A 14312-nucleotide genomic window follows, 5' to 3' on the forward strand; every position below is an offset into this window, starting at 1 on the left:
CTAACAATCAAAATTATAAATAAAAGGCCATCGCAGTACTGAGACGCGATGAACCAAAACTCGCCATTTTAGTAAAATCGGCTTTAGCTATTGGCACATGCTGACAATCAATCGCCAATTGCTTTTCGTTCTCACAAAACGGGTCATGAACGTACAAGCAATGCTCATCAATATGGGTTACACACACCCAATGCGGTGACTTTTTACCATCAAATCGATAAGTGCTGATCAATAACACCACCGCTTTACCCTCAGCAAGCCAATCTTCAATGGAGGCCAAGGTTAACTCTTGATACCTCACTGGCAGCTTTGCAGCTATTGCTTCGGCTACAAATTGATTGTGTACGGTATGCAAAATGGCTTTTTTCTTTTCGCTTCTGACACCATCAATAAACAAGGTATCACGGGTATTTAAAACCACATCAGTTTTAAAACCACGTTTCATTGCAGCAAGTGCCAACCCTAGAGGATGACAACCGCCATGCCCTGAAGTCATGAAGATAGTCGTGGCTTCACGCCAGATATCCAGCTCTTTTAGTTGGCTCATTGCGGTATCATTCAATGATGACATTGCCATTAATAACGCCGCAGGACCACAAGTAAACTCGGTAGTTTGCTGATACCAAGGCGTGTGTTTATCGGTATTAAACTCGCTATTACGACGAATGTTTTTTTGCATTCGATGGGCGTCACTGTGGTCATCATAGTAATCACTGTAATGACCAAAAACTTGGTAGCCCAGTTTTTCATATAAACGAATTGCTGATTGGTTGTTTACCGCAACTTCTAAGCGCATGTATAAACGGCCCCGTTTAGCCGTTTCACTTTCAAGCGCAAGCAGTAACTGCGCAGCAATACCTTTACCTTGCTGAGATTGCAAAACCGCCAGTGAATATAACCGAGCAAGGCGTGTCCCTTTGTGACACCACACTAAGCCATATCCAACTAGTTGATTATCTACCTCAGCCACCATCAATAAGCCGTGGCTTGCGCTGATCCAGCGTTTTAAACTACGGCTACTTAATCTATCTTGGCTAAAGCTTTGCTCTTCAATGGCGACAAGAGCCGTCAAATCCGTAGTCTGTGCAAAGCGGATTTGACAAACAGATGCGTTCATTAACCGCGACCGTGCTTCTAGGCGTTGTTTAAACTCATCCATAATGATCATATAAAGCTCATCACCTAAATAGGCATCTTCGACTTTATGGTCGATACTTGGGTTGTCATTCACTTCTAACACGTATGCTTTACCTTGATGCTCTTTAACATCAACACCATACAAACCTTTACCCACCGTTTTACAAGCTTTTAATGCTGCATCAAGTACCACTTTAGGTAGCTCAAACGTTGGCAAGGTTTCAAAACCACCTGAGAAAAAGCGTTTTGCATCATGGTTGTAAATTTGCCAGTGATTACGCGCCATTAAATAACGACACGCATAAATTGCACGGCCATTTAACACCCCGACACGCCAGTCGTATTCGGTGTACATGTACTCTTGTGCAAGCACAAGTGCACTGAACTCAAACAGCTCTGTTAACTTAGCAACTAACTCATCACGATTAGCGACTTTAAATACGCCTTTCGAAAAAGAGCCTTCTGGCATTTTTAAAACCAGCGGATAGCTAAAGTTTGCTTCTAAATTATCAATTGTCTCTTCACTTGTATCAGCAACAACATGCGTTTTTAAACTCGGCACTTTTTGATAATTAAAGGCATCGTGCAAATACACTTTATTACAACAGCGTAGTATTGACTCAGCATCATCAATGACCACTAACCCTAAGCTTTGTGCTTTACTTGCTAAGCGATAAGTTGGATGGTCGATAGCCGTTGTTTGACGAATAAATAACGCATCAAATTGTGCAATATTGGTTATTTCATCAAATGTAAGTGCTTGAGCATAAATACCATGTTTAGCGGCTGCTTTAATGAATTTAGCAATGGCATCTTTATCACTTGGCGGCACTTTTTCTTGGTGATCAACCAAAATAGCCATATCCCAACGGTAACGACGTTTTTTATCGTGAATACGCCATACTGACTCTGTAAAACTACTGAGCTGTTTTACAAATTCTGTAAAGGCTTTGTCATCTAATGATGCAATCGTGCCTTGCTTAACAACTCCTTGCTCATCACACACTAAAATAGGTGCGGGATATTGTGAGAATAGTGCTTTGGTTGCTTTACTATGCTGCTCTTGATCTGTATGGCCAAAAAATACAGTGCCACCAGCAAGTTCTTTATGACGCGAGCTGTGCTCATCGCTACGTAGCGCATTAATTGTTTTTACACTCGGTAATACCTGATGCTTTCTCGCTTCTGCAAGCAAAGAACAATAATAACCTTTACTTAAATACTGCCCTGTATCACACAAGTTTAAAATGCGCGTTTTTGGCTCATTATGTTTTGGGTAATCACGTAAGTAGGTGTCAAAGGTAATGACATTTTCGAAATTTTGAGCAATACGTTGCTCATTGTTATCAACCACTATCAAGGTTTTAAACACGACTTTTCCTAAATTAAGCCATAGATAAAATGAAAAACACCCAACCAATTAAGTGAACGCATGAGGCTAAACTTCACTTAACTAGATGGGTGCTTGAAATACCAAAACACAATAATTGGTAATTAAGCGTATTGGTATAAGCCTTAAGCTTGATGTGATTTATAGAGGTTTTTTTGCTTTGTGACCAACGAGATATTTTTTACTTGAAGATGAAATTTACTGATTAAAAATACCAATAATTAAATTAACTGATCTATGCTGTACAGTTGTTTATTGCCAGCTATAGAGAGTTCAACTTCATCATCAAGGCTCTTTCCAATCAATTGCTTACCTAACGGCGCTTCTCGGGTTACAACATAAATAGGCTGCTCTTTTACGGTAACCACTAAGCCACCTGCACTTGGGCCCATAAAAAACCACTTTGCGTTATCTTGCTCATCGATAAGACACACTAATGCACCTTCACGAACCTTATTAAACTCGCTTTCTTTAAACACCGTATTGAATGCCTGAATATCACGGTAGCATTCATTAACTCGCTCAGCTTGCCCTTGGGCTAAATAAGCGGCTTCTAAACCCAAGGTATCGTATTGGGTTTCAGCAATACTTTCTTCATGAGTTGCTGCATCATGGTCGCTTTTGCCGCTGCTTTGGCGTTTTGCAGTTGTGCCTCTAGCGCAAAGCGAAAATGTTCAATTACGTGTGTTTTATTCATATCAAAGTAGCTAAAACAGAAAAGCCGCTATTCTATGGAAAAATAGCGGCTGATGAAAGTAAGTTATAAAACTGGCTTACGGCAACTCCATATAGGCTTTAGTTTTATCATCCAGTGTTTGGGTGTAATTTTCTGAACTTAACCCCAATAACTGCGGCAAGGTCGCGGCGATACAAATCGATGAGAAGGTCCCTACCACAATACCCACAAATAACGCGATAGCAAAACCCGTTAATGCAGCCCCTGCAAGCAGCCAAATACAAGCAATGGTCGCAAGTGTTGTGCCTGAGGTGATCAATGTACGTGTTAAGGTAGAACCAATTGCATCGTTAATCACAACATGGGTATTTATGCGTTGATTGTCTGGCTGAATACGTAAAAGTTCTCTAACTCTGTCGCCAACAATAATTGAGTCATTCAATGAATAACCAATAATAGCCAGTAAACTCGCCAGCACGGTTAAATTAAACTCAAGCCCAAGTAAGGAAAATAAACCAAGCACTAAGATTAAATCATGTAAAAGTGCAACCACTGAACCTACCGCGAGTCGCCATTCAAAGCGCACAGCAAGATAAACCATAATTGCAATCAGCGCTGCAAATAAAGCTAAACAGCCCTGTTCAAAAAGCTCATCACCCACTTGTGAGCCTAAAAATGAGCTAGATAAAACGGTATAGTCTACCCCTTGCTCATTCAGCTCTGCTTGCCAAGTACTGGCTTTACTAACCTCTGGTGCTTCTCTTAAAACAAAGTGATATTCACCCGCTTTACTTATAGTTAATTTACTCGCAACCTCAGGGCTTAACTTTGCCCTTAAATCTGTAATTGTTGTGACTGACGTTGTGTTAATTTCCGTGATGTAGCCACCTGTAAAATCAAGACCAAAGTTTAGCCCTTTTACAGATAAAACAGTTAAGCTCGTAATGACTAAAACACAACTAAGCAATAATCCTAAAACGCGCGCTTTACTAGCTGCAGTTAATGTTGACCAACTCATGCTTTAGCCCCCGTTAAATTAGTTAGTTTAATGTAGAGTGTTTGGCTAAGCGCTTTCGAAATATAAACGCCAGTAAAGACACTAGTTAATAGCCCAAGCGCCAATGTGATTGCAAAGCCTTTCACCGGCCCATAACCAATGGCATATAAAATAATTGCCGTGATCATCGTAGTCACATTGGCATCAAAAATGGTCGAAAATGCTTGGTTATAACCTTGCTCAATCGCTTGATAAGTAGGCCGACCTTACGCTTCTCTTCTTTTATTCGCTCAAAGATAATCACATTGGTATCCACTGCCATCCCTATCGTCAGTACAAGCCCAGCAATACCCGGTAAGGTCAGCACAACCCCCGGTAATAACGACATTAAACCAACTAAAGCCGTTAGATTAAGCAATAAAGCAATATTGGCAATCAGCCCTAAGCGACGATACCAAAGCGCCATAAAGGCAAGGGTAATTCCGATACCCAGCATTAACGCTGCTAAACCGTGTTCAATGTTTTCACTGCCTAAGCTTGGGCCTATGGTTTGTTCTTGAACAATTGTCACTGGCGCTGTGAGCGACCCAGCGCGTAGTAAAAGCGCTAGATCATAGGCTGCTTGCGGGCTTTTCATATTAGTAATGCTAAAACGTGAACTTAAATGCTGGGCAATGTTTGCTACATTTATCACTTCGCTTTTTTTCACAACGTCGCCATTTGCATCCCGCGAGTATTCAGAATACACCGTGGCCATAGGCTTACCTATGTTGTGCTTAGAAAATGCAGACATGGCATCGCCACCTTGCGAATCTAAACTAAGCTGTACTAAAGGCTTGCCCCATTCATCTTTGCCAACACTGGCATTATTAATGTGATCACCTGAAAAAATCGCAACAGGATTTAAATTAACAACGCCACCACCTTGCACATTAAACGCTTTACCACCTACTTCGACGACTTGGTAAAAATCAAGAGTCGCAGTTGCACCAATAATACGTTTCGCTTCTGATGGGTCTTGCACACCGGGTAACTCAATGCGAATACGCTGCTTACCTTGTCTTTGCGTTACCGCTTCAGTGATACCAAGCTCTTCAATACGACCACGCAGTGTTGTTAAGCTTTGCGCCATAACTTGTTTATTAAATTCGCTTTGGCTTTGCTCATTAAAATGCAGTAATACCGTGGTTAGGTTATTCGTTGTTGATTTAGTTTGCATCAAGCCTTTAAATTGACCTTGTAACGTTGAAACAAGCCCTGCGAGTTGCTCCTCGCCGCTTGGTAAAATTTGTAGCTCAACCCCTTCTTTTACAACACTTGCCCGAATACCACGAATTTTGTCTTTACGAAGCGTTAATTTAGTTTGTTGATAGACACTGTTTAAGTGCTCTTGCATTGCTTTATCTAGGTCAACATCAAGCACAAATAACACCCCACCATTTAAGTCGAGTCCCAACTTAATCGGTGAAAGCCCAAGCTGTTGAAGCCATTGTGGGCTTGTCGCATGCTCAACAATTTTAGCCTCTAGCTGTGGGTATTGCGTTTTTATAAAGCTCAACGCATTGGCACTTTGAGTCGGTTCAGCTAATAAAATAGCCAGTTGTGCTTGGCTATCATTGGCTTCAGTCACTTCAAAACCATGTTGATTTAGTGCCGTTGTCACACTTTGCAGCGTCACAGTCTGATCTGGCAAGCTAATGTGCAACCAAGATTTGTTAGGGTAAAGGTTAGGTAGTGCGCTAACCGCTAATAAAATACACGCCGCTATCATAGCGACATAACTCATTTTTAGACGACGCCATAGCGCCGGCTTTGATTTATGTGACATACATGACTTCCTTCCGGCATTGTCAGCCGGTAAAAATTTAATTCCAAAAAATAAAAAGTAACGAAGGAAGTCGTTTAGCTATGGTAGGTCGTATTGGCTTTGTACAAGAGATTAGCGTCTTTCCAGCCACTAATGCGGGATTTACGTTGAGTGGCTAATGCAAACCATGGGATCACACGCACAGCACCTGGCGGCGCTAAAAAGTGCTCTTTCCCCCAATCTTCAGCAAAGAATTCAATTAATAGTTCGTAATCAGGATCAACCTGACTATGATAAAGAAATAATGATGAATTACTGGCAGTTAAACGCGGCATAAGGGTATCAAACCCCGATGGTTCATCCGGTTTAGGATGCTCAGCTGTATGAGTTTGGGAAATAACTGGTGTTTTAGTCAGCTCGACTTGGAACAATTTAGTTGCAGAAAAGTGTGACTGAGTGTCAGGCATAGCCATGCTCTGTGCACTAAAGAACACAGTAAAGAGCAAGATAATGACTGAGAAAAACCGTAACAAGAACTGACCAATAAATTAAGCGGATGACAGGGATATAATGAGGGTAAAAAAATAAAACACAAGGTATTACTTAAATAAAAGTGACTAAAACAAAAAGCGGACCTAATTAGATCGCTTAGTCATTTAACTTTGTTAGACTTCTAATGATGACATGTCGATAACAAAGCGTGAGGCCATATCACCTTGCTTTAATTTATCGAATGCGTCGTTAATTTGGTCCATTTTGATCATTTCAACTTCTGGCAGAATATTATGTAACGCACAAAAATCGAGGATCTCTTGGGTTTGCGCTATACCGCCAATTAATGAGCCAGCAACACGGCGACGCCCCATTAATAACGGCACTGAGTTAGACTCAGCAAGCTCACCTACTTGACCAACCAATACTTGCGTACCATCAATATCTAAAAGCGTAATATACGGCGTAAAGTCGTGTTTTACCGGAATAGTATTGATGATCACATCAAATTGATTAGCATGCGCTTGCATGGCAGCTTCATCACTCGATACCAATAAATCTTTTGCGCCATAAGATAAAACCTGCTGTTTTTTCTTATCACTGCGGCTAATAGCTGTAACATTTGCGCCCATTGCAGCTGCGATTTTAATTGCCATGTGGCCTAAACCACCTAACCCAATCACACCAACACGGCTACCAGGGCCGACATTCCACGTACGTAATGGCGAATACGTTGTGATACCCGCACATAGAATTGGCGCACACTTAGCAAGGTCTAAGCCTTCTGGCACACTCAATACAAACTCTTCACGCACCACAATGTGTTTTGAATAACCACCTTGAGTGAGTTCACCACTAATACGGTCTTGTCCTGAGTAGGTCCCTACCATCCCTTCGCGACAAAACTGCTCTTCACCGTGATGACACTGGTCACAGCTTAAACAGCTATCAACCATACAACCCACAGCAACATTATCGCCCACTTTGTATTTAGTAACGCCGCTACCTACTTCAAGAACACGACCAACGATTTCATGGCCTGGTACCACTGGGTACTGAGTCCAGCCCCAGTCGTTTTCTGCCGTGTGTAAGTCAGAATGGCACACGCCACAATACAGAATTTCAATTGATACATCTTCATCACGAAGTGCACGGCGTTCAAAATGATACGGCTCTAATGGTTTTTCAGAATCATGTGCTGCATAACCGACAGTTTTCATGCTTACTCCTTAATTTTCTTCGTGTTTAACTCATGCATTTAACTAATTTGCTAATGCGCTGGTGTATACTGCACTCAGTATAGAGGTAATTTAGCAAAGTACACTTGCCTAAAACACGAAAGCTTTTGCCTATTTTTATCAAATTGATTCAAGAGAGCCCAATGCGTGGAATGAGCCGCAAAGAACAGGTAAAGAGATCGCCTGATGCAATGAACCTTTCACAAAGCATCAAAACACTTTGGCCCTATTTAATGACCTTTAAAGGCCGCGTTATTTTAGCCGTCTTAGCGCTTATTGCTGCAAAAGGCGCCACATTGCTGATGCCTTGGGCACTAAAAGAAATAATTGACGCGGTTGATGCGAGTATCAACCCGCTATTAAGTGTTCCTATTGCCTTGCTGATCGCCTATGGTTTACTGCGCTTTGCCAGTGTATTTTTTGGTGAAGTACGCGATGCATTATTTGGTCGTGTTACAGAGCACGCTATGCGCCATATTGGCCTAAAAGTATTTAAGCACTTGCACAGTTTAGAGCTTGCCTTTCATCTTGACAGGCAAACAGGCGGTATCAGTCGCGATATAGAGCGTGGCACAAGTGGCCTCAGCTTTTTAATGCGCTTTTTAATGTTTAATATTGTGCCAACGCTATTTGAAATAATCACAGTAGCCATTATTTTTGCAACCTTATTTTCACCTTGGTTTGCACTGGTCACATTAATTGCGGTTGCTAGTTACATTGCTTTTACTGTGATTGTAACTCAGTGGCGTAACCGATTTATTCGTGAAGCAAATGCTGCCGATAACAACTCAAACACCCGTGCAATCGACAGCTTACTAAATTACGAAACCGTTAAGTACTTCAACAATGAACACTATGAAGCGAGCACCTACGACGGCTTTTTAGCTAAATGGGAGCAAGCAAGGCTTAAAAATCGTTTATCGTTACTAGCCCTTAATTCAGGACAAGCACTTATTATAGCCACGGCTATAACAGCGCTAATGTGGCTCGGTGCCAGCTCAGTGGTCAATAAAGAGCTGACAATAGGTGAGCTTGTGATGATCAATGCTTATATGATCCAGTTATTTTTACCACTTAACTTTTTAGGTTTTGTTTATCGTGAGATACGCCGTGCACTGACTGACCTTGAAAATATGCTGGGGCTGTTAAATCGAAAAGCCGCCATTAGCGATGACAAAGATGCACAACCATTAAATGCAACCAAAGCTGCTATTCGATTTGAAAATGTGTCGTTTAGTTACGACAAACAACGGCCAATTCTAAATAACTTAAGCTTTGAGGTTACTTCTGGCAGCAAAGTGGCGATTGTGGGTGCCAGTGGCGCAGGTAAAAGCACCTTAAGCCGTCTGCTCTACCGCTTTTATGATGTTGATGCAGGTAAAATTTATATCGATGAGCAAGCAATCAACACAGTGACACTTGAAAGTTTGCGCCAAGCTATTGCCATCGTACCGCAAGATACCGTGCTATTTAATACCAGCATTCGCGAAAATATCGCCTACGGAAACCCAACAGCAAGCGAAGATGAAATTGATAAAGCCATAAGCCTTGCCCATTTAGATGGATTTATTGCCAGCCTAGATAAAGGTGATAAAACCCTTGTTGGTGAGCGCGGTTTAAAAGTGTCGGGCGGTGAAAAACAACGCATTGCAATTGCTAGAGCCATTTTAAAAGGTTCACCCATTTTATTATTTGATGAGGCAACATCGGCGCTAGATTCGCATTCAGAGCAAGCCATTCTCAGCGCGATGCGTGAAGTCGCACAAAGACATACCAGCTTGGTTATTGCACATCGTTTATCAACAATTACTGACGCAGACAAAATTATTGTTATGAAACAAGGACAGGTTGTTGAGCAAGGTCAGCACCATCAACTGCTTGCAGCGAATGGTGAATACGCACGAATGTGGCAGTTACAGCAAAGCGAAGAATAAACACTGTTAACTAGTAGGTTAAATGATTAGAATAACCGCTTTATTTTTATCTATAACAAAAAGGCAACACGCAGATGGGCAGAGCTTATCAAAACAAAAAAGACTCAATGGCAAAAACTGCGGGTGCAAAAACCAAAGTTTATTCAAAGTACGGAAAAGAAATTTATATCTGCGCTAAGAATGGTGGTGTTGATCCCGATGGCAACTTAGCGCTTCGTCGCTTAATTGAGCGTGCTAAGAAAGACCAAGTACCTACGCACGTGATTGAGCGTGCAATCGATAAAGCCAAAGGCGGTGGCGGCGAAGATTATGTAGCAACTCGCTATGAAGGTTACGGCCCGGGTAACTGTATGATCATTGTTGACTGTTTAACCGACAACAACAAACGTACATTCGCTGACGTACGTGTTTGTTTTACTAAAGCAAATGCAAAAATTGGCGCGCAAAACTCAGTATCACACTTATTTGATCACCTCGCTATTTTTGTATTTGATGGTGATGATGACGAAGCTGTTTTAGAAGCGCTAATGATGGCTGATGTAGATGTAACGGATGTAGAAGTTGAAGACGGTAAAGTGACGGTATTCGCGCCACACACTGAATACAACAACACCCGTACAGCACTTGAAGAAATGGGAATTACTGATTTCCACGAAGATTTAATTGCTTTTGTGCCGCAAGTAGAAGCACCCATTGAAGGTGAAGACGTTGAAGTCATGGAACGCTTTTTAGCCATGCTAGAAGACTGTGACGACGTACAAAACGTTTACCATAACGCACAGTTTTAATTAAAAAGGCCAACCAAGTTGGCCTTTTAGCCCAAAGGAATCAACATTGAATACCCTCGAAGAGTTAAAAGCCGGTTCTCTACAAGGTTGTACACGGATTCAGCTTGTTGCAAAACTAACCGAGTTCCCAAAAGAAATTTATACTCTAGCCGATACGTTAGAAATCCTCGATTTATCTAATAACCAGCTAAGTGATTTACCTGACGATTTTTACAAATTAAAAAATCTCAAACGGCTGTTTTTATCATTTAATCAGTTTAAACATATTCCAGACGTGCTAAGACAATGCCCAAACTTAATCATGGTGGCATTTAAAGGTAATCAAATTACTGAATTTAAAGCGCACTGTTTGCCAACGCAGATTGAATGGCTGATCTTAACGGATAATCAAATCCCCGCTTTACCTGATTCATTTGGTGAGTACAGCAAGCTTAAAAAGCTCGCACTGGCAGGTAATCAGTTAACTCATTTACCAGCTTCAATGGCTAATTGTAACGAGCTTGAGCTAATACGTTTAAGTGCCAATAAGCTTACAAAAGTTGAAGATTGGCTTTTAGCTTTACCGAAACTTGCTTGGCTTGCCTTCTCTGGTAACGATTTAAATCGCTCAACTAGCTTACACTGCGAGCAGTTTAGCAAAATCACACTGGATGAAATCGAAGTTAAAAAGCAGATTGATCAAGGTGCGTCTGGGGTTATTCACTTAGCTAATTGGCATCAACGTCCTGTTGCCCTTAAGTTATTTAAAGGCGAGATCACCAGTGATGGCTATCCACTCGATGAGCTAAATTGTTGTTTAAAAGCCAGTGAGCATCCAAATCTCATTAAAGCATTGGGCTATGTCGATGAAGAGTCACAACTTGGTTTAGTGATGGAGCTTATCAGTAAAGAGTTCACGAATCTTGGTTTGCCACCCTCCCTTGCAAGCTGTACCCGTGATACCTTCGAAGACAACTGCCAGTACGCGCCAGAAATGGTGCTAAAAATCGTTAAGCAAATGACAAGTACCCTCGCCCATTTACATCAAAAGCAAGTAAGCCATGGTGACATTTATGCCCATAACAGCATGATCAATTCACAGGGCGAGTTATTATTTGGTGACTTTGGTGCAGCAACAGACTTATCCATGCTGACGCCTGATCAACAGCAGCGATTAGAAGGCATTGAAGTACGCGCTCTTGGTTATTTCATCGATGATTTACTGACTGTAGTCACTGAACAAAACGACATTACCACGATGCTTTCTGACATCGTTCAAGAGTGCTTAGGACTCAACTCAGACAAACGCCCTCGCTTTTCTGAGCTAGTTTCGCGATTATGAGTATAGGTAATAATAAATAAAGCCTCTGTGAGGCTTTATTTTTGCTTTTTAAACGGGAACACCTGCTGCTTTAACATACCTTCTGGCATGTAATCGCCAACCACTCCATATTTATCGGGCCACTCTGCTTGACCTTTGACTGCCGTGCCAAATAGATAATCTAAAAAAGAAAAATGCGCAGCATAGTTACGGTCAATGGCCGCTTTATCAGATGAATGATGCCAATGATGAAACTGAGGGGTAACCAGTACATACTTTAACCATCTAAATTTTACCCGAACATTAGCGTGGTTAAACACAGCCTGAAAGCCAACAATAATGACATATAAGCTAATGACATCCGATGGAAAGCCGAGCACAAAAATTGGCGTAAGCACTAAGCTGCGCGTCACGAGTATTTCTAAAATATGTTGACGAGAGCCAGCAAGCCAATCCATCTCTTTTGCACTGTGGTGCACGGCATGAAAACGCCAAAGCAGGGGCACTTCGTGATAAGCCCTATGCACAAAGTACTGCATTAAATCAGCCACTAAAATGATTAAAAATAATTGGAGAAAAAATGGCAGTTGAATAATAAAGCCTTGCACTGTATCAGACACAGCCCAGCCAAATGCATGATGCACGAACTGATTGGTTGCCAGCAACACAAAACCAATAATTAAGTGATTAACAAAGAAATGATTTAAATCACCCTGCCACTCAGTACGGAGAATTTTTTGCTCTTTACGGTGCGGCAGCAGCTTCTCAATTAGAATAAAAATCAGTGTGGAGCCAAGTAAGTCAAGAATGAACCAATCAAGCCCCAAGTACGGCGTATTATCTCTAAAGTCGCCCACTTCAACATTCGGCCCACCAAATGCAATAGCAAGCAAGATCAACACCCAAGCCGTTGCACCGAGCCGTTTATTAGTATTACGAACAAAATTCAACAACCCTAAACTGCCTGAAATAATTAATGCCACAAACATCAGCTGGCGTAAAAACTTGACACTGTAGTTTTGCCTGAGCTCTGGGGTCGTTAAGTACTCAGGAAAATGAAAAGCTAATACCCCTAAACAGGATAAAACAGCTAAGAAGCAAGCAATATAACCACTGATATTGCCCTCACCCACTTGAAACTGCTCAGCTCTAAATAGCCGATGATAAAGACGTGTCATGATATAAAATCCATTTATCAATTTTTTGCAGCATAACACAGAAGAATTTAGGAACAAATATACGTTAAGCCATCACAAACATGTGTATACAACAAATTGAGACCAAGCTCAAAAAAACCAAAACGAAACTGCGTTCAGGTAAGTAATGAATAATCAACGCAGGCATGTCAATAATGTGCGAAGCCTTTGGTTTTATAGCACAAACTATGTTTTTCAAACCTCATGAAAGCGTTTTTTAGCCTTTCCAGATAAAGCTTTATTCCAGCCAAATGAATAAGCACAAATGTCGATGGACCTAAAAACTCAAGTAGCGCCATGAGCTCATACCCCATCATTAACTCAGGCCCTGCAATGAGAATGACTAAAACCAATGCAATTGACCTATATAACTTATTAGCGAATAACTGGTTAATTTTATTGAACATCCATATCCTTATGAAACGAGTTAGGCTTATAAAAGAATAAGCCTTTTAACTATTACTGAAATGCTTTATCAAACTTATCTTGATCAAGGTATTTATCAAACGCACCTAAAGCATTACCAACACTTGGTTCAGCCATTAACTCTTGCATTGCAACTTCACCAACAATACCGAATGCGTTTTCCATTGCTCCCTGACCACCGACTTCAATCGCCGCTTTTGCTTGCTTTGGACAGTCTTCGGTTAATAAACGCGTAACTAATGCACCAACATAGCGATTAGTGTCATCCATATCTTGCTCTGTTACATTCGAGAAAGGCTTAATTATACTGTGTGTCGACATACCTAGATAAATCCACTTAGCGAGGTTTTTTCGTTCTTTGCCATTTAGTGAATCAGTTAAACACACTGCAAGTTGATGTGCTTCTTCTGATGCTGAAACATAACTAGGCAGTAACGACGTTAAAAAGAGTGAAGTAGTTAATAAGATTTTTTTCATTATTTTCCTCATAAACTGGGATTAACCATAGAATTCTACTTCAGTTTTTACACCAAATGGTAAAATGAATTCTCTAAATTCAGGATCGCCTTGCTGAGCTTTTGGATATTTAAGGTTATACATATTCTTTTTAAACATATTTAAGAATTGCTTATTTTGCAGTTTATTATCCAATACACTGACTTTGACAACATCACCCGCTTGATTAACCATCATCATAAATAAAATTTTATCATCAGATCGTCTGAAGTCGTCTTTTGCTTTTGTTATCACATCTTTGGGAATATTAAAATCGGGTAGGTTTTTGTCTTGTGTGGATGAGCAAGACACTAACAAGAGGCATAAAGGTATTAAAAATTTATTCATCATCTGTCCCTAAAAATGTTTAAAGATAAGATACTGTGAATAAATACTTTTATCCAGCAAAAACCAAAAAAGCCACGATAAACGTGGC

11 protein-coding genes and 3 pseudogenes are annotated in these 14312 nt (G+C 40.9%); 3 read left to right on the top strand and 11 right to left on the bottom strand.

Annotated elements, in window-relative coordinates; all coding sequences use genetic code 11:
- Positions 1–13: 13 nt before the first annotated feature.
- The 7 genes and pseudogenes from ACRWSG_RS01285 to ACRWSG_RS01315 form a co-directional block, all read right to left on the bottom strand.
- The gene (locus tag ACRWSG_RS01285) at positions 14–1117 is read right to left on the bottom strand and encodes a GNAT family N-acetyltransferase/peptidase C39 family protein (RefSeq protein WP_462166874.1); all 1104 of its coding nucleotides are present in this window, start codon (positions 1115–1117) and stop codon (positions 14–16) included.
- A gap of 3 nt (positions 1118–1120) precedes the next feature.
- Positions 1121–2509 (bottom strand): annotated as a pseudogene (locus ACRWSG_RS01290) (RimK family protein); the annotation flags it as partial.
- 239 nt (positions 2510–2748) lie between these two features.
- Positions 2749–3224, bottom strand: a pseudogene (locus ACRWSG_RS01295) (transcription elongation factor GreAB).
- 76 nt (positions 3225–3300) lie between these two features.
- Entirely contained in the window at positions 3301–4221 is a 921-nt protein-coding gene (gene secF / locus ACRWSG_RS01300) for a protein translocase subunit SecF (protein WP_462165409.1), read from the bottom strand.
- Positions 4218–6028: pseudogene (secD, locus tag ACRWSG_RS01305) on the bottom strand (protein translocase subunit SecD). Before secD ends, secF begins: the two are co-directional and overlap by 4 nt.
- A gap of 74 nt (positions 6029–6102) precedes the next feature.
- The gene (locus tag ACRWSG_RS01310) at positions 6103–6480 is read right to left on the bottom strand and encodes a hypothetical protein (protein ID WP_054551432.1); all 378 of its coding nucleotides are present in this window, start codon (positions 6478–6480) and stop codon (positions 6103–6105) included.
- A 192-nt stretch (positions 6481–6672) separates the two neighbouring features.
- Positions 6673–7719 carry an NAD(P)-dependent alcohol dehydrogenase gene (locus ACRWSG_RS01315; RefSeq protein WP_462165411.1) on the bottom strand — a complete coding sequence of 349 codons (1047 nt, stop codon included), beginning with the start codon at positions 7717–7719 and terminating at the stop codon, positions 6673–6675.
- A 209-nt stretch (positions 7720–7928) separates the two neighbouring features.
- On the opposite strand from ACRWSG_RS01315, the gene ACRWSG_RS01320 reads away from it, so the two are divergent.
- From ACRWSG_RS01320 to ACRWSG_RS01330, 3 genes are all read left to right on the top strand, one after another.
- Positions 7929–9671 carry an ABCB family ABC transporter ATP-binding protein/permease gene (locus tag ACRWSG_RS01320; protein ID WP_462166875.1) on the top strand — a complete coding sequence of 581 codons (1743 nt, stop codon included), beginning with the start codon at positions 7929–7931 and terminating at the stop codon, positions 9669–9671.
- A 74-nt stretch (positions 9672–9745) separates the two neighbouring features.
- Positions 9746–10459, top strand: coding sequence for a YebC/PmpR family DNA-binding transcriptional regulator (locus ACRWSG_RS01325; protein WP_054561631.1), 714 nt, complete (start codon positions 9746–9748; stop codon positions 10457–10459).
- A gap of 46 nt (positions 10460–10505) precedes the next feature.
- Positions 10506–11780 (top strand): leucine-rich repeat-containing protein kinase family protein, encoded by a 1275-nt coding sequence (locus tag ACRWSG_RS01330; RefSeq protein WP_462165412.1) that lies wholly within the window; start codon positions 10506–10508, stop codon positions 11778–11780.
- Positions 11781–11815: 35 nt separating this feature from the next.
- Here the strand turns inward: ACRWSG_RS01330 and ACRWSG_RS01335 are convergent, their stop codons facing one another.
- From ACRWSG_RS01335 to ACRWSG_RS01350, 4 genes are all read right to left on the bottom strand, one after another.
- The gene (locus ACRWSG_RS01335; RefSeq protein WP_462165413.1) at positions 11816–12937 is read right to left on the bottom strand and encodes a sterol desaturase family protein; all 1122 of its coding nucleotides are present in this window, start codon (positions 12935–12937) and stop codon (positions 11816–11818) included.
- A gap of 167 nt (positions 12938–13104) precedes the next feature.
- Positions 13105–13362: a hypothetical protein gene (locus ACRWSG_RS01340; protein ID WP_462165414.1), complete on the bottom strand. Its 258-nt coding sequence runs from the start codon at positions 13360–13362 to the stop codon at positions 13105–13107.
- Between the two features lie 52 nt (positions 13363–13414).
- On the bottom strand, positions 13415–13858 hold the full coding sequence (locus ACRWSG_RS01345; RefSeq protein ID WP_138600584.1) for a hypothetical protein: 444 nt from the start codon (positions 13856–13858) through the stop codon (positions 13415–13417).
- A gap of 21 nt (positions 13859–13879) precedes the next feature.
- Positions 13880–14227 carry a hypothetical protein gene (locus ACRWSG_RS01350; protein WP_372530354.1) on the bottom strand — a complete coding sequence of 116 codons (348 nt, stop codon included), beginning with the start codon at positions 14225–14227 and terminating at the stop codon, positions 13880–13882.
- Between the last annotated feature and the right edge of the window lie 85 nt (positions 14228–14312).

Source organism: Pseudoalteromonas sp. GB43 (genome assembly GCF_054923805.1).